General features: G+C 47.9%; 27 protein-coding genes, 1 tRNA gene and 1 riboswitch. Of the genes, 9 read left to right on the forward strand and 19 right to left on the reverse strand.

Annotated elements, in window-relative coordinates:
* Positions 1-130: 130 nt before the first annotated feature.
* The gene (tnpA, locus tag QMA35_RS15655; RefSeq protein ID WP_281648094.1) at positions 131-535 is read left to right on the forward strand and encodes an IS200/IS605 family transposase; all 405 of its coding nucleotides are present in this window, start codon (positions 131-133) and stop codon (positions 533-535) included.
* Between the two features lie 410 nt (positions 536-945).
* On the opposite strand, the gene QMA35_RS15660 is transcribed toward tnpA, so the two are convergent.
* The 3 genes from QMA35_RS15660 to QMA35_RS15670 all read right to left on the reverse strand — a co-directional run bounded on the left by QMA35_RS15660 (position 946) and on the right by QMA35_RS15670 (position 3631).
* Positions 946-1022 (reverse strand) — tRNA-Ile (locus QMA35_RS15660).
* Positions 1023-1124: 102 nt separating this feature from the next.
* Positions 1125-1721: a cob(I)yrinic acid a,c-diamide adenosyltransferase gene (cobO, locus tag QMA35_RS15665; RefSeq protein ID WP_281648095.1), complete on the reverse strand. Its 597-nt coding sequence runs from the start codon at positions 1719-1721 to the stop codon at positions 1125-1127.
* A gap of 53 nt (positions 1722-1774) precedes the next feature.
* A complete protein-coding gene (locus QMA35_RS15670; protein WP_281648096.1) occupies positions 1775-3631 on the reverse strand; it encodes a TonB-dependent receptor in 1857 nt (618 codons plus the stop codon).
* Between the two features lie 165 nt (positions 3632-3796).
* Positions 3797-4010, reverse strand: a riboswitch (cobalamin riboswitch).
* Between the two features lie 148 nt (positions 4011-4158).
* On the opposite strand from QMA35_RS15670, the gene QMA35_RS15675 reads away from it, so the two are divergent.
* From QMA35_RS15675 to yciH, 3 genes are all read left to right on the forward strand, one after another.
* Positions 4159-4803, forward strand: a complete 645-nt coding sequence (locus tag QMA35_RS15675; RefSeq protein WP_281648097.1) for a transglutaminase-like cysteine peptidase — start codon at positions 4159-4161, stop codon at positions 4801-4803.
* Positions 4804-4910: 107 nt separating this feature from the next.
* On the forward strand, positions 4911-5948 hold the full coding sequence (locus QMA35_RS15680) for a DUF2333 family protein (protein WP_281648098.1): 1038 nt from the start codon (positions 4911-4913) through the stop codon (positions 5946-5948).
* A gap of 108 nt (positions 5949-6056) precedes the next feature.
* Positions 6057-6401 (forward strand): stress response translation initiation inhibitor YciH, encoded by a 345-nt coding sequence (gene yciH, locus QMA35_RS15685; protein ID WP_281648099.1) that lies wholly within the window; start codon positions 6057-6059, stop codon positions 6399-6401.
* Here yciH and pgi read toward each other — a convergent pair.
* From pgi to dksA, 14 genes are all read right to left on the reverse strand, one after another.
* A complete protein-coding gene (gene pgi / locus QMA35_RS15690) occupies positions 6398-8050 on the reverse strand; it encodes a glucose-6-phosphate isomerase (RefSeq protein WP_281648100.1) in 1653 nt (550 codons plus the stop codon). The genes yciH and pgi overlap by 4 nt on opposite strands.
* 161 nt (positions 8051-8211) lie before the next feature.
* Positions 8212-8592 (reverse strand): aspartate 1-decarboxylase, encoded by a 381-nt coding sequence (gene panD, locus QMA35_RS15695; protein WP_281648101.1) that lies wholly within the window; start codon positions 8590-8592, stop codon positions 8212-8214.
* A gap of 81 nt (positions 8593-8673) precedes the next feature.
* Entirely contained in the window at positions 8674-9522 is an 849-nt protein-coding gene (panC, locus tag QMA35_RS15700) for a pantoate--beta-alanine ligase (protein ID WP_281648102.1), read from the reverse strand.
* Entirely contained in the window at positions 9519-10316 is a 798-nt protein-coding gene (gene panB, locus QMA35_RS15705; RefSeq protein ID WP_281648103.1) for a 3-methyl-2-oxobutanoate hydroxymethyltransferase, read from the reverse strand. Before panB ends, panC begins: the two co-directional genes overlap by 4 nt.
* 204 nt (positions 10317-10520) lie before the next feature.
* Positions 10521-11201: a deoxynucleoside kinase gene (locus QMA35_RS15710; RefSeq protein WP_281648104.1), complete on the reverse strand. Its 681-nt coding sequence runs from the start codon at positions 11199-11201 to the stop codon at positions 10521-10523.
* A 54-nt stretch (positions 11202-11255) separates the two neighbouring features.
* Complete coding sequence (gene folK / locus QMA35_RS15715) at positions 11256-11765, reverse strand: 2-amino-4-hydroxy-6-hydroxymethyldihydropteridine diphosphokinase (protein WP_281648105.1); 510 nt, start codon at positions 11763-11765, stop codon at positions 11256-11258.
* A gap of 50 nt (positions 11766-11815) precedes the next feature.
* The gene (gene pcnB, locus QMA35_RS15720; RefSeq protein ID WP_281648106.1) at positions 11816-13327 is read right to left on the reverse strand and encodes a polynucleotide adenylyltransferase PcnB; all 1512 of its coding nucleotides are present in this window, start codon (positions 13325-13327) and stop codon (positions 11816-11818) included.
* A gap of 47 nt (positions 13328-13374) precedes the next feature.
* Positions 13375-14178, reverse strand: a complete 804-nt coding sequence (locus QMA35_RS15725) for a hypothetical protein (protein WP_281648107.1) — start codon at positions 14176-14178, stop codon at positions 13375-13377.
* A 72-nt stretch (positions 14179-14250) separates the two neighbouring features.
* A complete protein-coding gene (locus tag QMA35_RS15730; RefSeq protein WP_281648108.1) occupies positions 14251-15633 on the reverse strand; it encodes a sigma-54 dependent transcriptional regulator in 1383 nt (460 codons plus the stop codon).
* Between the two features lie 31 nt (positions 15634-15664).
* On the reverse strand, positions 15665-18613 hold the full coding sequence (locus QMA35_RS15735) for a sensor histidine kinase (protein WP_281648109.1): 2949 nt from the start codon (positions 18611-18613) through the stop codon (positions 15665-15667).
* Entirely contained in the window at positions 18603-18779 is a 177-nt protein-coding gene (locus QMA35_RS15740; protein ID WP_281648110.1) for a hypothetical protein, read from the reverse strand. The genes QMA35_RS15735 and QMA35_RS15740 overlap by 11 nt, the downstream gene beginning before the upstream one ends.
* Before the next feature lie 79 nt (positions 18780-18858).
* Entirely contained in the window at positions 18859-20259 is a 1401-nt protein-coding gene (gene nagA, locus QMA35_RS15745) for an N-acetylglucosamine-6-phosphate deacetylase (protein ID WP_281648111.1), read from the reverse strand.
* An 89-nt stretch (positions 20260-20348) separates the two neighbouring features.
* Positions 20349-21266, reverse strand: a complete 918-nt coding sequence (gluQRS, locus tag QMA35_RS15750) for a tRNA glutamyl-Q(34) synthetase GluQRS (protein ID WP_281648112.1) — start codon at positions 21264-21266, stop codon at positions 20349-20351.
* 9 nt (positions 21267-21275) lie between these two features.
* Complete coding sequence (gene dksA, locus QMA35_RS15755) at positions 21276-21719, reverse strand: RNA polymerase-binding protein DksA (RefSeq protein WP_281648113.1); 444 nt, start codon at positions 21717-21719, stop codon at positions 21276-21278.
* Between the two features lie 285 nt (positions 21720-22004).
* Between dksA and sfsA the strand changes: the two genes are divergently transcribed.
* Both sfsA and QMA35_RS15765 read left to right on the forward strand, forming a co-directional pair.
* Complete coding sequence (gene sfsA / locus QMA35_RS15760) at positions 22005-22742, forward strand: DNA/RNA nuclease SfsA (protein WP_281648114.1); 738 nt, start codon at positions 22005-22007, stop codon at positions 22740-22742.
* On the forward strand, positions 22735-23007 hold the full coding sequence (locus QMA35_RS15765) for a DUF3820 family protein (protein WP_281648115.1): 273 nt from the start codon (positions 22735-22737) through the stop codon (positions 23005-23007). The genes sfsA and QMA35_RS15765 overlap by 8 nt, the downstream gene beginning before the upstream one ends.
* Here QMA35_RS15765 and QMA35_RS15770 read toward each other — a convergent pair.
* Both QMA35_RS15770 and QMA35_RS15775 read right to left on the reverse strand, forming a co-directional pair.
* Positions 22961-23281 carry a Rieske (2Fe-2S) protein gene (locus QMA35_RS15770; RefSeq protein ID WP_281648116.1) on the reverse strand — a complete coding sequence of 107 codons (321 nt, stop codon included), beginning with the start codon at positions 23279-23281 and terminating at the stop codon, positions 22961-22963. The genes QMA35_RS15765 and QMA35_RS15770 overlap by 47 nt on opposite strands.
* A gap of 159 nt (positions 23282-23440) precedes the next feature.
* A complete protein-coding gene (locus QMA35_RS15775) occupies positions 23441-23638 on the reverse strand; it encodes a hypothetical protein (RefSeq protein WP_281648117.1) in 198 nt (65 codons plus the stop codon).
* A gap of 299 nt (positions 23639-23937) precedes the next feature.
* Between QMA35_RS15775 and QMA35_RS15780 the strand changes: the two genes are divergently transcribed.
* The 3 genes from QMA35_RS15780 to QMA35_RS15790 are packed head-to-tail and all read left to right on the forward strand — an operon-like array spanning position 23938 to position 25791.
* Positions 23938-24645 (forward strand): energy transducer TonB, encoded by a 708-nt coding sequence (locus QMA35_RS15780; protein ID WP_281648118.1) that lies wholly within the window; start codon positions 23938-23940, stop codon positions 24643-24645.
* A gap of 25 nt (positions 24646-24670) precedes the next feature.
* Positions 24671-25366: a MotA/TolQ/ExbB proton channel family protein gene (locus QMA35_RS15785; protein WP_281648119.1), complete on the forward strand. Its 696-nt coding sequence runs from the start codon at positions 24671-24673 to the stop codon at positions 25364-25366.
* Complete coding sequence (locus tag QMA35_RS15790) at positions 25363-25791, forward strand: biopolymer transporter ExbD (RefSeq protein ID WP_281648120.1); 429 nt, start codon at positions 25363-25365, stop codon at positions 25789-25791. Before QMA35_RS15785 ends, QMA35_RS15790 begins: the two co-directional genes overlap by 4 nt.
* The last annotated feature ends 113 nt before the right edge of the window (positions 25792-25904 follow it).

Here is a 25904-nt window from a genome sequence, read left to right on the forward strand (position 1 = left end):
GTACGACTACGGTAACTGTACGGAGGTTAGAGACCATACAGATTACCCGACATGGGCGTCAGCTCCTACCCTTCAGCTTTGGCATTTCTGGCCTCTGGTGGTTTTGTCCCGTACATAGGTATTTAGGCTAATGTACCATTTTGTATGGATTCCCAAGTACAGGCACAAGGTGTTTGTTGAGCCTTATCGGAGTGCGCTTCTCAATATCATTCACAAAGTAGCTTATGACTATGGTATTGATATCGTTGAGATAGAAGTACCGCCAGATCACATTCACATGGTTGTTAGGAGTGAACCGAAAATAGCCCCCTCGAACATCATGCAGATTATAAAAAGTATATCTGCCAGGGAGTTTTTTCGGATGTTTCCTGATGTGAAGAGAAAGCTCTTCTGGGGCGGTAAGCTCTGGACCCAGAGCTACTTCGTAGAAACTATCGGTAATGCTAATGAAGAAGTCATTCGGCAGTACGTTCAGAATCAATTAAAAGTGATGAATGATGCTGAGGCTAAAGGTGAGCAGTTAGGGCTCTTCTAAAACTCGGCCGCTTGCGGCCGAGTTTTTTATCCCCTCCAAAACAGTTTCTTATTTCTTACGCGTAAAAATATAACGAGGGCAGTGGTACGGAACTTATTAGGCCACAGAGATTTCATCCCCCCCTGGGTAACGATCACTCAACAGGCAGGCACCCGGGCAGGTAAAACACACAACGTGCGTACATGAAAAAAGAGATTAACCCCTGTAGTCCAGTGAGTGTTACAAGCACCTGAGCCAAGGCTCACTACAAGGGGATGCGCGAAGCATCGCGGGGAAGATGGTAGCGTTAGGAAAGGTGGCAAGCCGGTCAGTAGGTCAGTCCAGCATAAAGAGGGCGCAATGGTGGGCGCAGATAGAGAAAAATAAAAAAAGGGTAAGTGGCTATTAACCTCTCACCCCTTTGGTATATCTGGTGGGCCCAGCAGGACTCGAACCTGCGACCAATGGATTATGAGTCCACTGCTCTAACCAACTGAGCTATAGGCCCACAGCGGCGTCAGATTATACGCATAGAGGTTCTTTGGTGCCAGTCTTGAACCTCTATATAACTATGATTTTTAGAGCTTTTCTAAAAAATAGCCATTCAGGCTTACCAGTCGATACCAATCTGAGCTTTTACCCCTGCCCTGTAGGCATGACGCTCATCTTTCACTTCACTGATTGTATCTGCAATATCTGCCAGAGCTTGGGGGCAGCCTCGGCCAGTGATGATCACAGACTGCATTTTCGGGCGGTTATTCAACGCCTCAATAATCTCATCTGTATCCACATAGCCGTATCGGGCTATGTAAGTCAGCTCATCCAGAAGTACTAGTGTGAGGTCTGGGTCAGCCAACATTTTTTTGGTTTCAGCCCACACCTCCTGAGCGGCTTTTGTATCCAACTCTTTATTCTGGGTATCCCAAGTGAAGCCTGTTGCCATGACATGGAACTTTACACCCAGCTTTTCCAGAACATTTCGTTCTCCACAATCCCATTTGCCTTTAATGTACTGGGCTACACCTGCTTTCAGACCGTGGCCGACACAGCGTAAAACAGTTCCAAAGCCAGATGTGCTTTTGCCTTTGCCGTTTCCGGTAATAAGAATAACGATGCCGCGTTCTTCATTCGCTTCTGCGATTTTGCTGTCGATATGTTCTTTTTTGCGCTGCATGCGCTGTTTGTATTTTTCGTCAGAACTGGTCATAAACTTGGCTCCAGAAAAAGGGGCATTGCTGCCCCTCGGTATAAGCAGTTTGATTAAATATCGGGAGACCAGGAAACAGAAACAAAGGCACCGCGAGGCTCTTCGTTATATCCATAACTGGTCTGGTAATCCTTGTTCAACAAATTAACGAGCTTGAGGTCAGCTTTCCACTCTTTCGCAAGTTGGGTGCTTGCGCGCAGGTCGAATGTAGCAAAGCCATCAACCCGGTCAGTATTTTTTGGCGCGTCCTTGTCCCATGAATGACTCTGCGCCCGCATGATGCCACCAAATGTATAACGACCGAGCTGACGGCTAACGTCCACAACCAGACGCTGTTTGGCAATACGGCGAAGCTGCTGGTTTGTATCCTCGTTCACAGGGTCTAGCAGACTAAGATTAGCTTGCAGGTTCCAATTACTCAGCTTGGTTCCCAGTGCAAACTCCAGTCCTTTAATCTTCGCTTTACTGATATTCTCAGCACGATGATTTTGAGCAGGATTGAGCGAGATTTTGTCATCAATGCGGTTTTCAAAAGCATTCACAGACCAATCTACGCGTAAGCCCGCAATGTTCTTGCCACTTACAGATAATTCAGTGTTGTAAGATTTTTCAGGTTTCACATCAGGATTAGATGCAAAAACATTGTAGAGATCCTGAAATGTTGGTGCTTTGAAGGCTTTTCCCCATGACGCGACAACACGGATATCAGACTCAAAACTTTTACCGAAAGCAAAACCACCGGTCGTTTCTTTACCATAAACTTCATTGTCATCTTGGCGCAGGTTAACTCGCAGATCATAGGTATTGAAGTTGATCTGCTGCTCAGCAAATACTGCCTTGTTGTCGCGGGAGGTAACATCAAAGTCGGTTGAACTTATGACTCTGTCTTTGTAGTAATCAACCCCCGCAATCAGCAAACTGTTCTCAGAGGTAGCGACAGTATTCAGCCAATTATAACTATGGCGGCGAGTATCAAACTTGGAGCGCCCGTAGGGAGAGTCCTTGGCATTTTGATAATTCTGGTTGTATCCAGCCGTTAAAGACGTCGTCCAGGTGTCGTTGAAGATGTGTTCATACTTACCAGAAACAGCTTGTTGTTTGAATTCATAGTACGGCTTGTTAACTGGGGTGGAAGATGATGTTGTATCGTACTCAGATTCACCTTCACTCTGTAGAAAGCTTACTGACAGGGTATCCTTGTCAGTGAATTTGTGACGGATATTCAGGTTACCGCTAACATTTTTATAGCCGTCATTATCCGAGTCTGTACCGTGCTCCTGCTCAGTACTATCATAACCATCCGTATCGAAGGCATTCACCCCGGCAGCAATACGGATTACGTCATTTCCTCCAGAAGCGAAAACACTTAGCTCTCTGGTGTTTCTGCTGCCATAACCCGCTTTGATAGTTGCAGTAGGTTTTGCACTACCCTTACGCGTAATAATGTTAACAACGCCACCAATAGCATCAGCACCATAAAGACTGGAAATCGGGCCACGGACAACCTCAATTCGCTCGATTTGCTCTGGAGAGAAATACTGCAAACTGGCACCACCTACAGTGGCGCTGCCAATTCTCTGACCATCAACCAGCACTAGGGATTCATTGTTATTCGTACCCCGAATAGAGATTGAAGCCTCAGAACCTGGACCACCGGATGTTCTGATCTGCACACCAGGAAGTGTATTTAATAAATCAGGAACACTGGTAGCCTGAGAGGTTTCGATATCTTCACGGGTGATAACCGAAACAGGAGCCAATGCCTGATCAACAGTCTGAGCCGTGCGTGATGCTGTAACAATGACATCATCCAGCTGATAAACGTCATTTGTATTTGCAGAAATAGCAGAACTGAGTGCAGCTGGCAAAAAGAGAGCTGTCAGTGTCAGTGAAGAGGTCTGTGTGCGCATGCTTGGTTGTAATCCAATTTTATTCAGACCTTGCACCCGAGGTCTTTATCAAAAATAAAACGGAAAAATGAGGGGAACAAAAGCAACACAGGCACACATCTCAGATGCGTCCTGAAAACATGATCACAGAACTGGTCATGCTGGTCACTTGGGTATTCCCGCCCAGTTTTCCATTCTCACAAAGGCAGGTTTCCTGACTCCAGCATCATCACCTGCCTCCACCTTCCCAAAGCCAACATGACTTCAGTGGTTTTACCGTTCTCTCAACGGCCAGAGACAAACTTCGCTGTCACAGTTGCGGGCACAGTCCAGGCATTCAACCTGATTCCCTATTAAGCCAACTCAGAGCGAAGAGAAAATCCTTCCCATCACGCCGATTCAGCCACCTTTGCGCAGGGTGCCAATGTTATTAGTGCTGACTACGAATGTATAGAGTTTCACCCTGATACAGACGAAATACAGTCACACCCCCTGTCTATAGTTACTTCAGGATCTCGTGGTTAAGTCGTACACAGGGAGTGTGATCCGTGAAGTCTATAGCAGCAGTCCTGGCCGCAGGGGTCATTGGGCTGAGCAGTGCTGCTGTAAGTGCCAGTTCGCTGCCAGCCAATCTCCCCCCGCCATCAGCAGGTATTACAGACCAGCGTCTCGACGCTTGGGAGCAGCTTGTAGCCCGTTTGCGCTCAGCATCGGACGATGATCGCCTCAGAGAAGTGAACAATTTCTTCAACTCTCTGCGTTTCCTCAGCGATCAAAAAGTCTGGGGGCAGGAGGATTACTGGGCATCGCCTTCAGAGTTTTTAAACAGAGGTACCGGCGATTGTGAAGATTACGCCATTGCCAAATACATCAGTCTTCGTCGTTTAGGAGTGGATGACAGCCGATTAAGGCTTGCTTATGTACGCTCCCTAACTCTTCGACAGGCCCATATGGTTTTGCTGGTCGAGACAGGTGATGGAGAGCAGGTGGTTCTGGATAACTTAACCAGTGCTATGCAATCACCTCAACGGCGAGGTGATCTTGAACCGGTGTATTCCTTCAATAGTTCTGGCCTCTGGCTATTAGATCAGCAATATCATGAACAGCACATAGGTCAGGCCTCGCGCCTGTCCCATTGGGTATCATTACAGGAAAAATCTCGAAATCCGGGTATATGGCCTTCGAGCAGGTGATAAATGCCATCAAAGCCTATTAGTTCTAGCCTGCATTGCCCATAATAGCCCCCAAAGTTTTCCACTTCGTTATCAAAACGAACAGCTTTGGAAGAAAAGGGGACACTATGGGCCTGGGCAGTTGGAAAGAAAGATTGTTTGACTCAATACCAGACATCAATGGTCATCGCTGGGGAAAAGCCATCGCCATTGTTGTCGCATTGTATGTTATTGCTATGATCGTCCTCGGTGTGTACTGGAGTCAGGAACCAGAGGCTTTTGATGTCAATGAAAATGCCATTGTCATGGCTTCCAAACTGAATCGCCCTATCGTAGTTGGGTTTACCTCCACTGCATCAGCCATCACTATTGGTGAAATTATTCTCAACAAACCCGGTGGTTATACCCGTAACGATATCGCCCCTCCCGGTGTATTTATGGACAACATGCCTAACTGGGAATTTGGTGTTCTGGTTCAGCTACGTGATTTCACCCGTGCCATGCGCAAAGACTTCAGCCGTTCACAGTCCCAGTCCAAGGAAGATCCGGATCTAGCCATTGCCGAACCTCAGTTTAACTTCGACTCCAAAAGCTGGGCACTGCCTTCCAGTGAAGGTGAGTACCAGCGCGGGATTGATAAGCTAGATAGCTACTTGCTACGCCTTTCTGATAACAAGAATCCTGCACAGTTCTATACCCGTGCAGATAACCTGACCCAGTGGCTGCGTGATGTAGAAACCCGTCTGGGTTCATTGTCCCAGCGCTTGAGTGCGAGTGTTGGCAAAACTCGATTGAATACAGATCTGGCTGGTGACGCATCAGCAGAACAGTCCACTCCTGCAGCTGCAGAACTACAGGTAAAAACTCCCTGGACTCAGATTGACGATGTATTCTACGAAGCCCGTGGTACATCCTGGGCTCTTATCGAACTCCTGCAGGCTATTGAAGTTGACTTCCAGGATGTTCTTGAGAAAAAGAATGCACTGGTCAGCCTGCGCCAGATTATTCGTGAACTGGAAGAAACCCAGGCAACAGTGTGGAGCCCAGTGATTTTGAATGGCAGCGGCTTTGGTGTTCTGGCTAACCATTCTCTGGTAATGGCCAACTACATCTCCCGCGCTAACGCTGCGATTATTGATCTGCGCACCCTGCTGGCTCAGGGCTAACCCTTTTCTTGATCCATACCGGTACTTGCCGGTATGGATTTATCAAATGCCTTTCTTCAAGTAACTTTCCGCTTTTTTAAGCAGTTTCTTTTTTGAGAAAATCAGGCCATGGTGAAATACAACTCCCGCAATGACGACACTCGTCTGGTGTACAGCACAGACCAAGGACGTATAAAAGAAGACAAAAAAACCAGAAATGAGATTCCTGAAACAGACGGAGTTGTACGCGTTCGTCCAGAAAAAAAGGGGCGAGGCGGTAAAACCGTGACTGTCATCACTGGTTTGCCCATGGCAGGCAACGATTTGAAAGCTTTTACCAAGCAACTGAAAAAACGCTGCGGTGGCGGTGGTGCAGTTAAAGATGGTGCAATTGAGTTACAAGGCGACCATGTTGATACCATGGTCGCCGAACTGATCAAGCTTGGACACAATGCCAAGCGTGCTGGAGGTTAGGCATTCACTTTGCGGAAACGCTCGATAATATTACGGGTTGAGCTGTCTAGCTTGCTGGCATCTCCGCCTTCTATCATTGGGTAGAGCTGCTTACCAAGTAGCTTACCCAACTCCACACCCCACTGATCAAAAGAATTAATATTCCAGATCACTCCCTGCACAAATACCTTTTGCTCATAGAGCGCGAGGATTGCCCCCAGAGTTTTCGGCGTCAAAGAGTTGCAGAGCAGAATACTGCTAGGCCGATTTCCAGGAACTACTTTGTGTGGGGTAAGCCATTCAATGTCCTTCGCTGACTTCTCGGCAGCTTCCAATTCTGCCTTAACCTCTTCCAGCGAACGACCATTCGCCAACGCATTAGCCTGAGCCAGCCCGTTGGTAAACAGCCATGCATGTTGATCGTTTACAGGCGTATGACTAGAAGCCGGAAGAATGAAGTCGGCAGGAATGGTGCACGTGCCCTGATGCAATAATTGCATATAGGCATGTTGGTCATTGGTTCCTGCTCCTCCCCAAATGATTGGCCCGGTTACACTGACAACAGATTTTCCATTGTGTTGAACCGATTTACCATTGCTTTCCATATCGACCTGCTGAAGGTGATTGGACAAATCACGCAGGCCATGGTCATAGCTAAATACAGCGTGGCTTTGCGCACCTCCCCAATGTCTGTACCAAAGCCCTAACAGAGCCATGATAACAGGCATGTTGTGGTTGAGTGGGGTTGAGCGAAAATGCTCATCCATTTCACCTGCACCAGCCAACAGCGCTTCAAAATTGTCATACCCAATAGATAGCGCAATGATCAAGCCGATAGAAGACCACAGCGAATAACGTCCACCAACCCAATCCCATAAAGGGAGAATATTCTCTTCAGCAACACCGAACGCTACTGCAGCTGAAATATTGCAGGAAACAGCAATCAGATGATTCGCTAAATCACTCTCTTTAAGGCCTTTTTGCAAGAGCCAGCTTCTTGCAACATTGGCATTGGAAAGCGTTTCCAACGTTGTGAACGTTTTGGATGCAATGATAAAGAGGGTTTCTTCCGGATCCAGAGACGCCAGTTCATCGGTGATGTCTGCAGGATCGATATTAGCCACATAATGAGGCGTTATTTGGCCATTGCGAAAAGGTTTGAGTGCATCCGTTACAACCTTCAAACCAAGAAATGATCCACCAATTCCTATATTCACAACATGGCGAATGGGCTTGCCGGTATAACCACTCCAAGCTCTAGAGTGGATCTTTTGGCAGATGTTTTTCATCTGCTCTTGTGCTGCATAAATATCTGGTTTTATATCTTTGCCATTAACCAGAATCTCTTGATTGTCCAAACTACGCAGGGCACTGTGAAGAACAGCTCTCTGCTCAGTACTGTTAATAATGGCTCCGGTGAACTGATCCTCAATAGCTCCTGAAACATCTGCCTCTGTCGCTATGGATAGCAGTTTTTCAAGAATATAATCGTCTATCAGGTGTCGAGAGTAATCCAGCAGCAGACCACAGGCATCAATAGAATAGCGATCAAAACGGTCGGTTTCTTGAGCAAGAGCAGTGCGAAGAAAGTCTGCAGGCAACTGATGATAAAGCTCTTCCAGCTCAGAAGACGCAGAAAAGCCGGGCAAGGCTGAGGGTTGTATGGTCATTCCTTGATGCTCCGAAAAACCAGATTGAAAACAGTTTAACTGAACATGCAATGCAAGCATTGTTCCTGAGCTGCAAACATCTGATAAATCAAAAACCGCTAGCCTGGTTAACAGACTAGCGGCTAGGTTTCCTTGAATCAGCCTTCTGTATGAAGGTTTTTTTACGCTACCTGAACAGGGATAGCGTTGGCACTGTGGCTGACAGTATTGTCAGGATTTATGTAAAGCAGTGCAGGTTTGTGATTTGCGCACTCAGCTTCAGAGTAGTTGCCATAAGCACAAATAATCACGCGATCACCCGGTTCCACCAAACGCGCTGCAGCGCCATTCATGGAGATAATTCCAGAACCTGCTTCACCACGGATAATGTAAGTGGTGAAACGTTCACCATTATCCTTGTTGTAAATTTGAATTTGTTCAAATTCGCGGAGCCCAGCCATGTCCAGCAGATTACTATCGATGGCACAGGAGCCTTCGTAGTTCAGTACTGCATGTGTCACGCTGGCCATATGCAGCTTCGCCTTCAGCATTACATTCTGCATCGGGATATTCCTTTTTCTATGGTCTGCGTTGTGGTAAATATCTACCGCAGTGCAGCGCAAAATACTTGTTCGAGACGGCTTTTACAAGTCAATCTGCAGATTGTCTATTAATCTGGCTTTACCAAGACCAGCCGCTGCAAGAATAATCAGTTCTTTATCATTCGGCCCTGCAGGTTGCAGGTCTGAACGACGGATAATATTGAAGTAATCCGGCTGAAAACCAGATTCTGCCAGGTAGGCAATCGCGTCACGCTGAAGAATGTCGTAGTTCACATTGCCGGCAACAATGGCGTCTTTGGTTTTTACCAGCTCTTTATTCAGCAAGCAGGCCTGTTCCAGCTCTTCAGGTGAGAGGTAGCCATTGCGGGAGCTGAGAGCCAGCCCGGTTTCAGAACGTGCGATTGGGGCACCAACAATATCTACTGGCAGGCAGAGGTCTTTCACCATCTTGCGGATAATACTGAGTTGTTGGAAATCTTTTTCTCCAAAAACAGCAATATCTGGCTGGACGATATTGAACAGTTTGGTAACAACTGTGGCAATGCCGGTAAAGAAATCCGGACGGCTCTTGCCACAATGCATGCCATCCAGAGCTTCTACCTTAATCTCGGTGTGATGATCCAGGCCTGCCGGGTAAATAATGTGGGAAGTTGGCGCAAACACCATATCCACATTGTGCTCTTCCAGCAGAGCTTCGTCCTGAGCCATGGTGCGAGGATAGCTGTGGTAATCCTCATTGGGGCCAAACTGCATCTGGTTTACATAGATGCTGACAATTACAACATCAGCCAGTTGTTGGGCTTTGGTGACCAGAGTCAGATGACCGCCATGAAGGTTTCCCATAGTGGGAACCAGAGCGACAGTTTTACCGGCAGCTTTTACTGTGTGGACGTAGTCACGAATCTCTTCAATGCCGTAAATGGTGTTCATGCGTCGAATCCATGCTCGGGAGCGGGGAAAGTACCGCTCTTAACATCAGCAACAAAACTGGCAACAGCTTCCGCTGGTGTATTAGCTGTTGCCATAAAATCTTTCACAAAGCGGGGCTTGCGACCGTGGGTCATACCCAGCATGTCGTAAATAACCAAAACCTGGCCATCAGTGTCGGAACCTGCACCAATGCCAATAACAGGCACATCTACGGAGCGGGAGATTTCACGGGCAAGAGGAGTGGGAACACATTCCAGCAGCAGGATGTTTGCACCCGCTTCCGCCAACAGTCGTGCATCTTCAATCATCCGGTTAGCGGACTCTTCATCACGACCCTGAACCTTGTAGCCACCCAGCATACTGACAGACTGAGGAGTCAATCCCAGGTGCAGGCAGGTTGGTACACCTCGTTCAGACAAGCCTCGAACGGTATCACATAACCAGCGCCCACCTTCGAGTTTGACCAACTCTGCGCCCGCTTGCATAAGTGCAGCAGAATTCTGGTAAGTCTGTTCCGGAGTTGAGCAAGCCATAAAAGGAAGATCAGACATGATCATAGCGTCGGTATTGCCACGACTCACACAGCGAGTGTGATAAATCATGTCTTCCATAGTGACTGGGACAGTAGAGTCTTTGCCCTGAGCAACCATACCCAGAGAGTCACCTACAAGAATAATATCTGTTCCCTGACTGCTAACCATATGCGCCTGAGTAGCGTCATAGGATGTGAGACAGGTGAATTTCTCACCGGTCTGCTTCATTTCCAGTAGAGAATGGAGAGTGGTTTTGGCCATAGAACCCTGGATTTGTATTTTGTGCCATCTTCTTTCGAGTCAGGCTTATCCGATGATGCAATGACGCGCTATATTGGTGGAAATGCGGACTCTTTTCCAGTGTAGAATTTACCTGTTTTCAGGTATTGCATTGCGCCCCTGCTGCATAACAGCAGGAGTGAATGAATGAACCTTCGGGAAAACAGCGGTTTATAAGCTTCTTATCTATAAATCTGAGGGTTTAGGATTGAAATAATGCCGCCCTTTACGGCAGGTAAGAATCTCTTCTACCAGCTGATGGTAATCCTGTTCATTGTGCACAAGATCGATTTCTGCTGCGTTGACGATCAGTAATGGCGAATCCTGGTAGTAGTGAAAGAAGCGGGCGTAAGCTTCGTTTAAACGTTTCAGGTAACCATTTCCTATCAACCGCTCTGCTTCAATGCCCCGTTCCCGAATCCTTTCTTTCAAAACATCAACTGGTGCCTGCAGATAGATCACCAACTCTGGCTTGGGAAGGTCGCGGGTCTGCATTGACCAGGCTCGGTCATAGAGTTCCAACTCATGGGCATCCAGATACATTTCAGCAAACAAGCGATCTTTTTCCATGCAAAAATCAGAAACACGTACCTGTTCGAACATATCATTCTGTCGAAGAGTTTGAAGCTGAGTCGCCCGTTGAAACAGAAAATGCAACTGAGTCGCTAAGGCTACCTGACGAGGGTGACGGTAGAAACGTTCAAGGAATGGGTTTTCTCTGGGGGGCTCTTCCAGAAGAACATCATAATTAAAAGTGCCGGCCAAACGACGAGCCAACGTTGTTTTACCAACACCAACAGGCCCCTCTACAGCAATAAACCGGGGAAAGTCTTCCCTCAATGGATACGAAGCCAACCTTGCTTCCATGTACGACTTTCCCCTGTCATATGTTTTTTGTTTTTATTTTTACAAGTTTTGCCATCAGGCAGGCTGTGGCAACGGGATATCTGCAATTGCAGAAAGCCCTTTCTCTCCACTAGTTTGTAAAAGCTTTTTCAGGCTTTGTCCAGTCGGGAGCACAAGCTCAGGAGCAATATCCGCCAGTGGTCGTAAAACAAAATTACGCCAATGCATCTCTTTATGGGGAACAATTAAGCGTTCATTTTCAATAATGTCCTCCCCATAAAGCAACATATCCAAATCGAGGGTGCGGGCTCCCCAGCGAATATGGCGCACTCGCCCATGATCCTGTTCAATAACCTGCATGGCATCCAGCAGCAGCAAAGGCCTAAGACTGGTTTTCACCGCAACCACCGCATTGATGTAATCGGGCTGGTCACCCGGTCCAACAGGGTCGCTGCGATAAAGCCGGGAAGCTGCAATTAATTCTGTCTGATCGATTTCGGCTATCTGTTCGATGGCGAATAACACTTGCTGATCTGGCGCTTCAAGGTTGCTGCCCAAACCGATGTAAGCGGTAACGCAGGACATGGATCTACTCCTGGAGCTCTTTTTTCAAGACAAGGTTTCTCAAAAAGAAACTACTCGTTGGTTTGCCGACTACGAGAAGCATTATTGCTAGCAGGTTTGCGTCTGCGGGTTCTGCGACGGCGATTGCGATTCGGAGCCTTATCATCACCACGACTTTCGTTTTGCTCACGGTGTTGGTGATTATGAGATTGACGTGTATCAGCCCGCAGTTCAGGATGAGCGGCCTGATAGTCTGTCCACCACTGGCCTGCTCCACCTAAATCTTCACCAGAAGCTTCACGCAGCAGCAGGAAGTCATACGCTGCACGGAAACGCGGATGAGTTAGCAATTCATTTACCCGGCGTGGCTGGCGTCGCTCCAAGCGCCTCTGTAAATCCCAGATTTCCCGCATGGGAATAGAGAACCGTTTGGGAATAGCAGTATGTGTACACTGATTGGAAACGACCTGCATAGCAGCCTGATGCAGTGCAGGTACAGGAGGTAAGCCTTGAGCTTCCAGATCAGCAGCCATGGCAACCACGGGGGGCCAGAGAGCAGCGGCATAGAAAAATGCCGGTGTCACTGGTTTTTCCTGCTGAATGCGCCTATCGGTGCTTTTCAGCGCTTCATCCAACAATCGCTCACCTTGAGGATTATCGAACAATGCAGACTCTGTTGCCGGGAAGAGTGGCTCGAATAGTTCATACTCTCGCATCAGGCGCAAAATTTCCTGACCATAACCGGAAAGAAACAACTTCAGAGTTTCATCAAAGAGTCTCGAAGAAGGAATGTCCCGCAGAAGATTGCCAAGCTCACGAATCGGGGCTGCGGTGGATTCTTCAATCTGGAAATCCAGTTTGGCTGCAAAGCGAATCGCTCTGAGCATACGAACAGGGTCTTCATGGTAGCGACGCACCGGGTCGCCAATCAGCCGAATCTGCCTGTTTTCAATATCATTCATACCTCCACAGAAATCATGGACGCTAAAATCATCCGTGGTGTAGTAGAGAGCATTAATGGTGAAATCACGACGAATGGCATCATCTTCAATAGAGCCATACACGTTATCCCTCAGAATCCGGCCAGAATCCGAATGATGGGAATCATCTTTATGCTGCTTTTCATCTGGAACTGAGTCGTGGCTGGCCCGAAAAGTGGCAACCTCAATAACTTCCCGCCCAAACACAACATGGATCAGTTTGAAGCGGCGCCCGATAATGCGGGAGTTTCGAAACAGGGACCGAACGACTTCCGGAGGCGCGCTGGTAGCCACATCAAAATCTTTCGGAGACAGACCCAACAAAAGATCCCGGATGCATCCTCCTACCAGCCAGGCTTCATGCCCCTGACTGCGGAGGCGATAAAGCACCTTCAACGCATTATCGCTGATGTTTTTACGGGAAATTGAGTGATCATCCCGAGGAATGGCCCTGCGAATCGGCTCTGGTGTGGATGATGCATCCGTGCTGAAAAGCCTGGACAGGAATCCGATGAGTCCTTTGCGCCCGCCAGTCATAATATGTTGTGATCTCTGGTTACTGCCATGAACAAGACATCTGTTCGATGCATAGGAAACAGACATATTAACATCAGGCTCGGAATAGAAACAGTTTGACTAGGGGCATTCTGTCAGGTTGAAAGGTAGAGCCACCAAATCATATCTCCAGGGCACTGCTTAACCAGCGCTTCTCTTATTACCTGACTGGCCATAGTTTTCTGCATATTGCTCAACCATTCTGTATCTTCAAGGCGACTTTCCAGATACCAGTCCGGATAGGAGTGAAGCTTGCGATCATAGTAGGCCAATGGAAACTGTATCTGCTTGGGCAGCTGAGGCAGATTCTGATAAAACGCTGTTACACATTGCTGTACCAGTACCTCTCCCCGATTGTTTCTTTTGCCGATGTAAGTAGTGGATTCCGTCCGATACTCATCGTTGTAAGGGCGCATCATCTCCCCGTAACGGGCAGTTATACACTCATCCATAGAGAGCGTTTGTGGGGATGAACCGTAGCCCATAACTTCACAGGCTAAACGTGCTTTCTCTTTGTTTTGATTTCCCATGGTTTGATACCAGGGAGCATTGGGGCCAAGCTCCATCTGGGCAACCACAAGACTGGTGAGATAGAGGTTTTCTGCTGGGCTGAAGCAGTTCGCATCACTGCTCTTACGCAGGGGGACAAGAAGTTTCAGGCTAGGATTGCGATTAATTTCCTGCTGGCGATTCATGCGCATTCGTTGGCAGATTGTCTCGCCAGTGTTTTGCGCAGGCTGTTGCGCTGGCATCTGCATTTCTTGTGATGCAGACACTTGAGATGGCTGCATCACCTGTTCCATTTCGGCATGGAGCAGTGAAGGAACGAGTAACAAGGCCAGACACATATTAAGCAGGCTTGTCGCTCTGATTTGTTTCAAATCCTTATGAAACAACACGGTATAATCTCCGGTCATGCTTTCTAATTCAATTAATTGTAGAAGAGCTAACCAGATATAGCGTAAAGGTATTTAACCCGCTTCTTTCCGAGGGATGCCTAATCGCTTACGACGCTCCCACAAACACTTTCTGCTTATCCCCAACTTTCGTGCCAGTTGGGTTTCATTCATCTGGTTCTGGTGTTCCAGGACGAAACGCAGGAAGTAATCCTCCATGGACAGTTCACTATCATTTTCATCCAACAGCTCAGTAGCTGCTTGGGGGGCTTGTACGCTTGCAGCAGGAAGAGAAGAGCTTTCAAGACCGAGAAGATCAGGTGTGATCATATCGTCTTCGCTGAGAATAACAGCCCGTTCAATGGCATTTTCCAGCTCCCGAACATTTCCCGGCCAGGGATGACGGCTGATAGCAACCAGAGCTTCTGGAGATATCAGCATGAGGCTCGTTCCCATTTTCTTCGTTGTCTTTTCCAGTAAAGCTTCAGCAAGCAAAGTTATATCCTGCCCACGCTCTCTCAATGGAGGTAGATTCAGCTCCACGACATTCAGGCGGTAATACAAATCTTCCCGAAAGGTACCTTCGCTGGCCATCAGCTTCAGATTTCGGTGAGTCGCTGCAATCAGGCGTACGTTAACTTTTCGAGACTCTACAGAACCAACTCGACGAATTTCGCCTTCCTGAAGAACACGAAGCAACCGTGCCTGAGCTTCCAGAGGCAGTTCACCAATTTCATCAAGGAACAAAGTGCCGCCATCTGCGGCTTCAACCAAACCATTGCGGGTTGTTGTTGCGCCGGTGAAAGCGCCTTTCTCATGACCGAACAGTTCCGACTCAATCAAAGTTTCAGGAATTGCTGCACAGTTAACCGAAACCAATGGCTTGGTATCTCGACGGCTTGCCTCATGCAAAGCCTTGGCAACCAGCTCCTTGCCTGTACCTGATTCGCCAAGCACCAGAACTGTCGCTTCTGTAGGGGCTACACGATTGATACGGCTGAACAGCGTCATCATTGGTGCGCACCGCCCAATAATGCCAGCAGGATTTCCGTCTTTGGAGGTTGTGGATGTGTCAGCAGAAGGGACCGGTTCTGCAAGAACTTCATCTTTCCGACTTATAGTGTCTGCCACAGCCTTGAGCATATCGTCATGGTCAAAAGGTTTGGCGATATAGTCCACAGCACCCATCTTCATAGAATCGACGGCCGACCGCAGGCTGGCATAACTGGTCATGATGAGAACTGGCGTATGTTCTGACTTTTCGATCAAGGCCGTTCCCGGCTCTCCGGGCAGGCGCAGATCTGAGATAATCAGATCAAACGACGCCAGATCGTTCTGACAGGCATCACCCACAGACTCTGCCTCTGTAACCACGTAATCGTTACGGGTTAGCAGACGACGCAGAGATGAACGTATAACCGGCTCATCTTCTACAACAAGAATTTTTCCGAGTCCCATGGAACTTCCCCTGTGTCCCGTAATGAAAAGGTCACTGGATAGCGCTTTCAGCCACCAGAGACTTTTGAGAATCTATTTCAGCCAGATGCCGAGGCAGGCTGATACTGATACAGGTTCCCGTTCCGTTCTCATCTACAGGAGAACGGACAGTGATTGTACCAAAATGTTCTTCAACAATGCTGTACACCAAAGCCATACCAAGACCAGTGCCTTTTCCAGCTTCCTTGGTAGTAAAAAATGGCTCAAACAAGCGCTTCTGATGCTCTTCTGAAATGCCTCCGCCCTGATCGGTCACTTCCAGGGTGATCGAGTGTTCCCAATGAGTAGTATTGATGGTAACAACGGCGTTATCAGGTGACGCATCTCTGGAGTTGCTGAGCAGATTAATCAGAACCTGAGTCAGTTTCTGACTATCGCCAATAACGTTGTAGTCTTTTTCGCAGTTATTGATAAACCGGATACCACGATCATTTTTACTCAGTGCCAGCAAGCTGGCAGCTTCACTTGTACACCTGTAAAGACTGACGGGTTCTGCTGCCATCTGCTCGGTGGATTGTCCACTGTGAGCAAAATTTATCAGCGAATGAAGTATTTTGGCAATGCGCTTGGTTTGTTCAAGAATCTGGTCTGCAATCTCCTGGGTATCTTCTTCTTTCGAAAAACTCCTCAGTTCCTGAGCAAGACAGTCAACACCTGTTACAGGATTACCAATTTCATGGGCGACGCCCGCCGCCAATTGACCAATAGAAGCCAGACGTTCACTGTGAATCAGCTTCTGCTCCAACAGGTGTGCTTCTGTCTGATCTTCAAGCATGATAACTGTGCCACTGTCAGATTCGATGCGGGCTTTGTGAAGGTTAAGCGTACGGTTAAGACCACCAACAAGTAGCTGTCTGCGCTCTTTGGAAATATTTTGGTCAGCAGCAAACTCACTTAACAATTGCCGCCACGGATGAGACAGGCTGGCCAGGCGAGAGCCGACCATAGTACTGCCAGCGATACCAGTGATTGTGGTCATCGACTGATTCCACATCAATATTTCACCATCTTCTCCCAGAGAGCAGATGGCCATGGGCAGATTCTGCAATGTTTGACGATGGTAACGACGCAATCTGTCCAGCTCTGCTGCAAGCCCTGTTAATCTGTGCTGATATTCTTCAACCTGACTTTCTACAAAGTTGATATCAGCTACGCCTGCGCTGTCATGTTCATAAGGCAGATAGCGGTTAATAATATCCCGCGCAACACTCGGCCCCATCAGACCAGAAAGGTTAGCTTCAATTCTGTCCCGTAAACGACGAAGTGCATATGGCCGTTTTTCATCGAGAGGCATATCCATATCTTTCAGCGCCTGAAAGACTTCTCGCTGTGCGGTGTAAGAGCCTAATGGCCGCGTCAAACGCTCCTGAAATTCTTTTGGTGACGTTGCTTTCAAGCTCCGGCGAGATGGGCGACCCAATGCTTGAATGGAACAGAGTTCCGCAGCGTGTCTCTCTTCCGGTGCACGTTCTGAGAAAAGGCTGACGACAACCAATACAAGAATATTTACAGAGAGTGAAACCAGTGCTGAAGCATGCCAGTTACTTTCCTGTATAGGGATTACCCAACCCCAGACCTCTATATACTCCGTGGTGACGAGTAAAGGCATGAGCATAGTAAAGAACCACACCACAGAACCGCAGATTAAACCGGCATTAAACCCTCGCCGGTTAGCGAGAGGCCAGTAAATTGTGGATAACACTCCGGGGAGAAATTGAAGACTGGCGACAAATGAAACAATGGCAAGAGTGGCTAAATCCTGCTCAGCTTCCAACATGCGATAGAAACCGTACGCTGCGAGAATCATCGTGGCAATTAGCGCGCGCTTGGTCCAGCTTAACCAACGATAAATATTCACGCTGGATCGTGGCTGGTAGAACGGCAAGATCACATGATTCACAACCATGGCGGAAAGAGCAAGGGTGGTCACTATGATCAGACCACTGGCTGCAGACATGGCTCCGATATAAATCAGCAGAGATAACCAGGACTGGTCAAGCTCAAGCCCGATACCAAGGGCAAAATATTCAGGGGTTGTTCCTACTTGCAGGGCAAGGCCTCCCCACAAAATCAGCGGAATGGGTAAACTCATTAGAAGGAGATAAAGAGGCAACCCCCAGCTGGCACTGTTCAGGTTTTTGGGATCCTGATTCTCGGCGAAGGTCATATGGAACATATCCGGCATAACCACCGCTGCAGCAAAAAATATCAGCAACATGGTTCGCCAGGGACCATCGTCCAGAGAAATACGCAGAGTCGCCAAGGCTTCCTTGTTAGTGGTTAACCAATCCTGGAGATTCTGGGGACCATCGAAGACCTGAAATACGATAAAACCGCCAATGGTCAGCATGGCGATAACCTTAACCACAGATTCTAACGCTATCGCAAAAACCAGCCCGTGATGCTTTTCCCGACTCGATATACGACGGGTACCAAAAGCCATGGTAAAAATAATAATAATTACACAGAAGGCAAAGGCCAGTTCTTCCTGGGAACCCTCCCGGGCAATGATATGCACGGAATCTGCAACCGCCTGAATCTGCATAGCCACCAGGGGCAGCATGGCCAGCAGCATAATTGTGGTTGTTAATGTGCCCGCAAACGAACTACGGAAACGAAAAGCAAATAAGTCTGCCAGTGAACTCAGCTGATAATCTCTGGTAATTCGTAGAAGTGGAGCAAGCAGTACAGGAGCAAGAAGGAACGCTCCACAAATGCCAAGATAGTAGGCAAGAAAAACAAAACCATACTGGTGGGCCATTCCTACCGCACCGTAAAACGCCCAGGCACTGGTATATACACCAAGAGCAAGGGTGTATACCAAAGGGTGAGATGTTATGCGGCGAGGTATCCAGCCTTGATCCGTTAACCAGGCTGCACCGAAAAGTAATGAAAGGTAAACGACACTAAACGTCGCGAGCTGACTGAGCTCAAGTGTCATTGCTGCTTCCCCCAGGCTGCAGAAGATAACCAGCCATAATCAGAATCAGCCAAAGCAACCAGGGCCGATACCAGCCTTCTGGAGAATCGATCCACCATTCGAGAATGGCAGGAGAAAAAAGGTAAATACCGATGACCAGTAGAAGGACAAGCCGGTGAAGGTACATGCACGCTCTCCACGACATGCCTGCGAGTAATAACAGGCAAAGTGGATATTACCGACTTATAGGCATGCAGCGCAATCTATTAAGGGGCGAGGTGTATCTCGTGGGAGGAAAGCAAATGTGAAGTGTATATTTTTTGTCCTCCTCGCCAGGTGGCTATAACGGACAGTGTATCCCTGTCCGAAAGAAGAACCATATCTGCCAAATACCCTTGTTGGAGTAACCCCCGGTTTCTTAGCCCAAGCGCTTTGGCAGGATGGTAACTTCCAGCAAGCAGAGCCTGTTCCGGTAAACAGTTCGTTATTCTTCGCATCGTACGAACGGATCCGGGCATGGTGGCAATACTGCCGGCCAGAACCTCTTCATCAGAGTCAGCTCGCAAGGCTTTCCCGTCCCGTATAACAACCTGAATATCTTTTCCCAGTGTGTAAATTCCATCTGTGTTTTTCACGCCTTTTGCACTCATAGCATCGGTAATAAGAACAAAGCGCTCAGAGTTTTCCTGACTGAGTTTCCAGGCTAGTTGCACGTTAACATCACTGAGGTGATGTCCATCCATGATAACTTCAAACGCAGTTTTTGGGTGATTGAGAATGCTAAACGCTACTCCTGCGTTCCGACTCGTTGGCATAGACATCGCGTTAAAAAGATGAGTACCCATTTCTGCCCCCTGTTCTATGGCTCTCAGAGCCTGCTTCTCTTTTGCTGCAGTGTGACCAATAGAAGCAATAACCCGGTTTAGTGTGCACCATCGAATAAGTTCATCACTTTGCTTGAGTTCTGGTGCAAAAGTCACAATCCGCAGAAGATCATTTGCACTTTCCTTCCAAATATTAAGATCACTGATTGAAATAGGCCGCAGGCTCTCCGCATGGTGACACCCCTTCTTCTCTTTACTGATAAAAGGCCCTTCCATGTGAATTCCAATAATGGCTGCTTCTTTATCAGGCTGACTGCGGGCGTATGAAGAGATAGAACTGAGCAAACGGGAAAGCTCTCTTGGCCGGGCACTTGCGGTTGTAGGGAGCCAGCTGGTCACTCCCTCCTCAGGAAGGTATGTGGATATGACGGAAAGAGAGTCTGGTTGTTTTAGCTGATCCATCACATCCCGCCCATTAGCTCCATGGATATGAATATCTATAAATCCGGGGGCAAGTATTCCTGTATATGCCTCTTTCCTCTCACACTGTTGCCAACGCCAGTGAGTTCTGGGAAAAACATGTTGTATAACACCATCCCGTATGGCCACGGCGTGATCTGGCACCAGGGTTTTACCAAAAAGAACTTCTGTAGCAGCAATGCACAACTCATTCGTTTTCTTTTCCTTGGTGCGCGAGCGCAGGAAGTAGCTTTTACCAGACTCGGGTAAAAAATGACCGATTGAAGGTGTAACAGGAATTTGTACAGCTCCCTCGTCTCGACTTCCAGAAAACACAGGAAAGCTAAGAACTACAACCAGATATAGAAAAACTGTGCCTTTCAATCTAAAAAACCGGGACCATCCGTTGCCTTTCAATTTTTATTTCTCAGCGTGTTTAGTAGCGCCGAGAAAGGCTAGTCAGCAGATACAGGTTATGCCAGTGAAGCCTCAGGAATTATTTTTTGATTATGAAGGGTTCTAAGATCCCAGCGCCCCTTTGCCCAAAGTAACATATCAGACAACGTGGCACCTGCAACATGATTGTCGACCGGTAAGCCTATCGCCCTCATGGCTTTCAAAAGAACTGGCTGAGGATTTTTCAGTGGCAAAGGATCTGCTTTATTTTGCTTACTGAGTTTGTCACCAAGTTCATTGGTAATCACCGGCAGGTGTGCGTAACGCGGCTGGTGAAAACCTAAAGCCTGCTGAAGGGCAATCTGTCTTGGGGTGGAATCAATCAGATCTATGCCTCGCACAATATCTGTAATGCCCTGGTATTCATCATCTACAGTCACGGCCAGTTGGTAAGCAAACAACCCATCTTTGCGGAACACAACAAAATCCCCCAATTCTTTCAGTCTGAAAGTTTGGGAACCCTGTAAGCGATCAGTAAAGGTAAGAGTCTGATCTTCACTATTAAACCGTATGGCATGATGAACCTCAGGTATACCCGTTTTGGTACGGCAAAAACCAGGATAAGAGGGCAGGTATTCCGCTAATTCTTTACGGGTACAGGTGCAGGGGTAGGCAAGGTGCTTTTGCTTCAGGTTCTCCAACACCTCCCGGTAAGCATCAAGCCGGGAATGCTGGAAGAGCACTTCACCATCCCAGTGCAAACCATAAGTCTCCAAAGCTTTTAGAATAAGCTCTGAGGAACCGGGTTGCTCTCGGGGAGGATCGATATCTTCGATACGTACCAGCCAGTCACCTGAAGCTGCTCTGGCATCCAGATAGCTGGCCAGAGCTGCTGTCAGAGAACCGAAATGGAGTGGGCCGGTTGGAGACGGGGCAAAACGCCCCGTATAACGGCCAGAGACTGGTTTCAGGCAATCCTTGGAATTAGCAGGCATATTTGGGTGTTAGTGACCCAGCTGCTTTTCCTTGATCTCTGCAAGAGTCTTGCAGTCAATACACAGGGTTGCCGTTGGACGTGCTTCCAGACGGCGAATGCCAATCTCAACGCCACAACCATCACAGAAACCGTAATCGCCTTCTTCCAAACGACCCAGGGTTTTCTCAATTTTCTTGATCAGCTTGCGCTCACGATCGCGGGTACGCAGTTCCAAACTGAACTCTTCTTCCTGACTCGCGCGATCCGCGGGATCAGGGAAGTTTGCAGCTTCATCCTGCATATGGTTTACCGTGCGATCCACTTCTACCATCAACTGGCTTTTCCAGTCGTTCAGGATTTGAGCGAAGTGCTCGACCTGACGATCGCTCATATACTCCTCACCCTTCTTCTCCTTATACGGTTCGAAGGTTTTGAGGAGGTTGCCGTTCTCTGGCTTGTTTTGTGCTGACATGCTTACAGCCCCGTTGCTATCCAAGTCTCGTCCTACGGGATATTATCGCCTTAATGGCTCCCGGGATTGGCTGTGGGGCGAATACATTCCGTACGCCCCCAAATAATACAAACTGCCAAGGAGCCGAGAAGCTACCAGAACCCGACTCAGGATGCTACCTGAAATTCCTTGGGTTCAAAAAGCCACCACATCTATAAGAATCTAGCTATACCTCTGGAAGAGTCTTTAATACGCTTAGTGTAAATTCGCATTAAAAATAATGTTTTTATATTGTAAGAGATATACATGCGCTTCGATCCCCCTCTACAACAGGCTAAATTACTACGACGCTATAAACGTTTCCTGACCGATATCACGCTTTCTGACGGTATTGAAACAACCATTCACTGTCCGAACACCGGCTCTATGAAAAATTGTCAGCCGGAGCACGCTCGGATCTGGTTTTCTGATTCAAAAAATCCCAAAAGAAAACTTCCCTGCACCTGGGAGCTGGTAGAAATCCCCATTCTCTATGGTGAAAAAAAAGTCATGACCTTGGCCTGTATGAATACAGGGCGTGCCAATGCGCTTGTTCAAGAGGCGATTGAGAGTGATGTAATACCCGAATTGAAAGGATACGAAACGCTCAAAAGAGAAGTGAAGTACGGAGACGAAAACAGCCGTATTGATATTTTTCTAACGGGGAATGGAAAGCCAGACTGCTATATAGAAGTGAAAAGCGTCACTCTCGCTACAAATAATGGTTTTGGTGAATTCCCTGATGCAGTGACTACCCGTGGGCAAAAACACCTCCGGGAACTGGAAGCAATGGTTACCGCAGGACACCGCGCCGTGCTGTTCTTTTGTGTACAGCACACAGGGATAGAAGTGGTCAGCCCGGCAGATAGTATTGATCCTGAATATGGAAAAGCGCTGCGTAAAGCCATGGCAGCGGGTGTAGAGGTTCTGGTTTGGGGAAGTTCAATTACCCCGGAAGAGATCGTGCTGAATCGACCACTGACACTAAAGGTGAGCAATGTTTGAAAAAGAAGATCTGTTGAAATTGGCTCGCATGCCTATGCCCTTTGGCAAATACAAAGGGCAGGTTTTAATTGATCTGCCAGAAGAATATCTGCTGTGGTTCGCCAAAAAAGGCATGCCAAAAGGTGATCTTGGCCGCTTGCTACAAATATCTCTGGAGCTGCACATTAACGGCCTGACTTCAGTTGTACAGCCTTTAAAGCTTCTAGAAGCCTCTGGCGTTAATCAGCAAGAAACAGTTCACCGTTTTCCACAACATGAGGAATAGCGGTTAAAGCATCCCCAACACAAGGCCCGGCCAAGCATTCACCGTCTTCAATCTTGAATAGTGCACCATGCATGCAACATTGGATCAAACGCTCTTCCTGATCAAGAAACTGATCCGGCTGCCATTCCAGATTCACACCTAAGTGAGGGCAGGAATTGGCATATACAAATACCTGTCCATCAAAACGAACAGCAAAAACAGATCCCTTTGGAGAGCTGTCAAAACCCTTACTTCCCGGTTCGGCAATGTCTTCTACGGCACAAAGTTTATGCACTTGAGTGTCCCCGCTCTTATTGTGGGGGCATTATAACGAGTTAAACGACGGAGAGATAACTGTTGCCGGCCTGAACCGGCAACAGTGAGGGCTTTGAAATTTCCCAGCCCGGTACGGGTGTTATTGCTAACAGAAACCCTCGGTTTATAACGCACCATATCACCAGATATTCTGGCTTAACTGATTCTCTAGCTGTTCGCTATTGATAACCGTCACACTGCCCGCAACATCTCTTAATTGTTTTTCCGTACGAGTGGCGGTCACAGTCACCTGATTTAAAAGAGTGGTTCCATTTACCGCTTGCTGTTCAGCTGCATAAACGGTGCTGCTTAGTGCTGCTGCAATGGCAACAAACAAGGGGGCTCCCGGAATTTCATGGTTATTTCCCGTGTGTTGGATTTATTGATTGATAACACTCTGTACCACAACGCAGGTTCTGCTCCATGCACTACCGATCACCCTGACCGGAGAACCTGATGGCAAGCAATATACAATCGACCAAAGTCAAATGTAAATCATTCTCATTTGTATTAATATGCACAAAATCACACTGATCCTAATCAGTGCTGCAAGGATTAAAGAGCACATTTACCGTGATACAAGTAGGACATTTCAAAAGATTCTTTGACCATGGATGGAACCGTGGGTTAACGGTTGTGCTTTTTTCAGTTGCTCTACACACCAGTGCTTTTTCACTTTGGGATAAAGAATCTGCCCCTGAACGTACCATCAGCGCCGGATCCTATTCAGCTCCCGTTAGCCTGAGTTTCTCCGTGGCTCGCAAACCTGTTCCTGAAGTACCGAAAGTGGTTCCTGAAGTACCGAAAGTGGTTCCTGAAAAGCCAGAGCCTAAACCCGTTGTGAAACAAGAGCCGGTGATTGTTGAGAAATCAGAAGTGAAGGTTGCAAAGATTATTAAGCAGCCGAAGCCCGAGCCAGTGAAACCAAAACCACCAGAAGTTGTTCAGGAAATTACAGGACCCGAGCCAAGGCAGGTTGTAGAGAAAACAAGTGAGCCTGTACCAGCACAAACCGCCTCAACTGTTGTTGCAAGCAATGATCAGGGGCTGAGTGAAATTCCAGTTGTTACTGAACCGGCTTTCCGCCGTCCACCTTCTCCACCAGATTACCCAAGACAATCTCGCCGCAGAAATCAGGAAGGCACCGTTTTGGTAGAGGTTCTGGTGGATGAAACTGGAGAAACGCTGAAAGTTGATGTCATCGAATCTTCCGGTTATCCGCTGCTCGACAGAGCTGCAATAAAGTCTGTCTCCCGCTGGGCGTTCCAACCCAAAACCGTAGGCAGCTCAACAGTTATATCCAAAGTGCAAGTGCCTGTACTTTTTTCCCTAAGAACTAGTTAACAGCTCAACAAATCAGGAGAGACTAATGCTGTCACAGGTATTCAATCAGTTAGGAGTAATGGGTATGCCGTTGCTGGGGCTGTCCGTTATTGCGCTGGCGCTGATTATTGAACGTCTGGTGACCTATGCTCTTCAGCCAGACATGGGCAAAGCCCGTGTGAGAAAGTTAATGAAAGAGCTTCAGGGCCAGGGCTGCGGCAATTGCCAATGTCCTGAACAAGCTGCTCGATTCTGCAACCAGAAACATTGTCTGCACCAGGGTGTAGGGGTTCTTCTCAACCATGCCTCCAGCCCTAAAGATACCCGGGAAGAAGTTGCGTCCCTGTGGTTACTGAAGCACCGCCAGAGAATGCACGCAGGCCTGCGTTTTTTAGGTCTTATTGGCATGCTCAGCCCCATGGTCGGCCTGCTGGGAACAGTGCTTGGCATGATCTTTATGTTTAAAGGCATGGCCGCAAATTCTGGTCCTGTGACTCCTGCTGTTCTGGCTGACGGCCTCTGGGCAGCCATGTATACAACGGCTTATGGTTTAATCATCGCCATTCCCGCCCTTGCGGCCAGCCACGGTTTTACTCTTTGGGCTAACCACTACTTGGGGCGTCTGGAGTTTGTGTTGAACCATGTCAACTTGATGATCGATGGCATTGATGCAACTGAGCCAGAGTTGGGCCCAAAGGCTTCCAAAATTGTTACGCCCATGGGCGACAGGGTTTCAGCATGATCAGGATTACGGGCAACACTGAAGCAACCCCCTCTCTGCTTCCGGATCTTACACCGCTTCTTGATGTCATATTCATCGTAATGGTGTTCCTGATGCTGAGCGTGAACGTAGCTCCACTAGCATTACCAGTAGACCTGCCTAGCCTTGGCGCGGAAGAAGCTGAGATTCTTGAAGAACCCAGAACACTAGGGGTCAACTTGTTCAGTGATGACAGAGGTTGGGCTCTGGATGGTAAAGAGTATGGGAGCTGGGAGCACCTCTCTGGTGCGTTGCTGGCAGCTCACCAGGCTGATCCTTCTCTGCAGGTTGTGATCGCCGGAGATAAAGACGTACCCATGGAAAAACTGGTGCAACTGCTCAGCTTTTTACGAAGGCAGCAGTGGCCTGCAGCCAGCATCATGATGGAAGCGAATGGAACGAACTGATTAATGCGCATTAAACATCTAATCAGATTACAATATCGCGGACACTTTCAGGCGGCGATAGCTCCATAGTTACTCAGCTGCTCGTAAGCACCCCTGACTTTTTCATCACTCAA

This window comes from Parendozoicomonas sp. Alg238-R29, assembly GCF_947331445.1.
Taxonomy (GTDB): domain Bacteria; phylum Pseudomonadota; class Gammaproteobacteria; order Pseudomonadales; family Endozoicomonadaceae; genus Sansalvadorimonas.

Excerpts from the sequence above, each read along its gene's own strand:
- panB (WP_281648103.1), bottom strand. The coding sequence starts at position 10,316 with ATGGCCAAAACCACTCTCCATTCTCTACTGGAAATGAAGCAGACCGGT.
- dksA (WP_281648113.1), bottom strand. The coding sequence starts at position 21,719 with ATGTCAGCACAAAACAAGCCAGAGAACGGCAACCTCCTCAAAACCTTC.
- QMA35_RS15680 (WP_281648098.1), top strand. The coding sequence starts at position 4,911 with ATGGGCCTGGGCAGTTGGAAAGAAAGATTGTTTGACTCAATACCAGAC.
- yciH (WP_281648099.1), top strand. The coding sequence starts at position 6,057 with ATGGTGAAATACAACTCCCGCAATGACGACACTCGTCTGGTGTACAGC.
- QMA35_RS15740 (WP_281648110.1), bottom strand. The coding sequence starts at position 18,779 with ATGTACCTTCACCGGCTTGTCCTTCTACTGGTCATCGGTATTTACCTT.
- pgi (WP_281648100.1), bottom strand. The coding sequence starts at position 8,050 with ATGACCATACAACCCTCAGCCTTGCCCGGCTTTTCTGCGTCTTCTGAG.
- QMA35_RS15790 (WP_281648120.1), top strand. The coding sequence starts at position 25,363 with ATGATCAGGATTACGGGCAACACTGAAGCAACCCCCTCTCTGCTTCCG.
- QMA35_RS15730 (WP_281648108.1), bottom strand. The coding sequence starts at position 15,633 with ATGGGACTCGGAAAAATTCTTGTTGTAGAAGATGAGCCGGTTATACGT.
- pcnB (WP_281648106.1), bottom strand. The coding sequence starts at position 13,327 with ATGTCTGTTTCCTATGCATCGAACAGATGTCTTGTTCATGGCAGTAAC.
- QMA35_RS15785 (WP_281648119.1), top strand. The coding sequence starts at position 24,671 with ATGCTGTCACAGGTATTCAATCAGTTAGGAGTAATGGGTATGCCGTTG.
- QMA35_RS15670 (WP_281648096.1), bottom strand. The coding sequence starts at position 3,631 with ATGCGCACACAGACCTCTTCACTGACACTGACAGCTCTCTTTTTGCCA.
- QMA35_RS15735 (WP_281648109.1), bottom strand. The coding sequence starts at position 18,613 with ATGACACTTGAGCTCAGTCAGCTCGCGACGTTTAGTGTCGTTTACCTT.
- QMA35_RS15710 (WP_281648104.1), bottom strand. The coding sequence starts at position 11,201 with ATGGAAGCAAGGTTGGCTTCGTATCCATTGAGGGAAGACTTTCCCCGG.
- folK (WP_281648105.1), bottom strand. The coding sequence starts at position 11,765 with ATGTCCTGCGTTACCGCTTACATCGGTTTGGGCAGCAACCTTGAAGCG.
- cobO (WP_281648095.1), bottom strand. The coding sequence starts at position 1,721 with ATGACCAGTTCTGACGAAAAATACAAACAGCGCATGCAGCGCAAAAAA.
- tnpA (WP_281648094.1), top strand. The coding sequence starts at position 131 with ATGTACCATTTTGTATGGATTCCCAAGTACAGGCACAAGGTGTTTGTT.
- gluQRS (WP_281648112.1), bottom strand. The coding sequence starts at position 21,266 with ATGCCTGCTAATTCCAAGGATTGCCTGAAACCAGTCTCTGGCCGTTAT.
- QMA35_RS15765 (WP_281648115.1), top strand. The coding sequence starts at position 22,735 with ATGTTTGAAAAAGAAGATCTGTTGAAATTGGCTCGCATGCCTATGCCC.
- panC (WP_281648102.1), bottom strand. The coding sequence starts at position 9,522 with ATGAACACCATTTACGGCATTGAAGAGATTCGTGACTACGTCCACACA.
- panD (WP_281648101.1), bottom strand. The coding sequence starts at position 8,592 with ATGCAGAATGTAATGCTGAAGGCGAAGCTGCATATGGCCAGCGTGACA.
- sfsA (WP_281648114.1), top strand. The coding sequence starts at position 22,005 with ATGCGCTTCGATCCCCCTCTACAACAGGCTAAATTACTACGACGCTAT.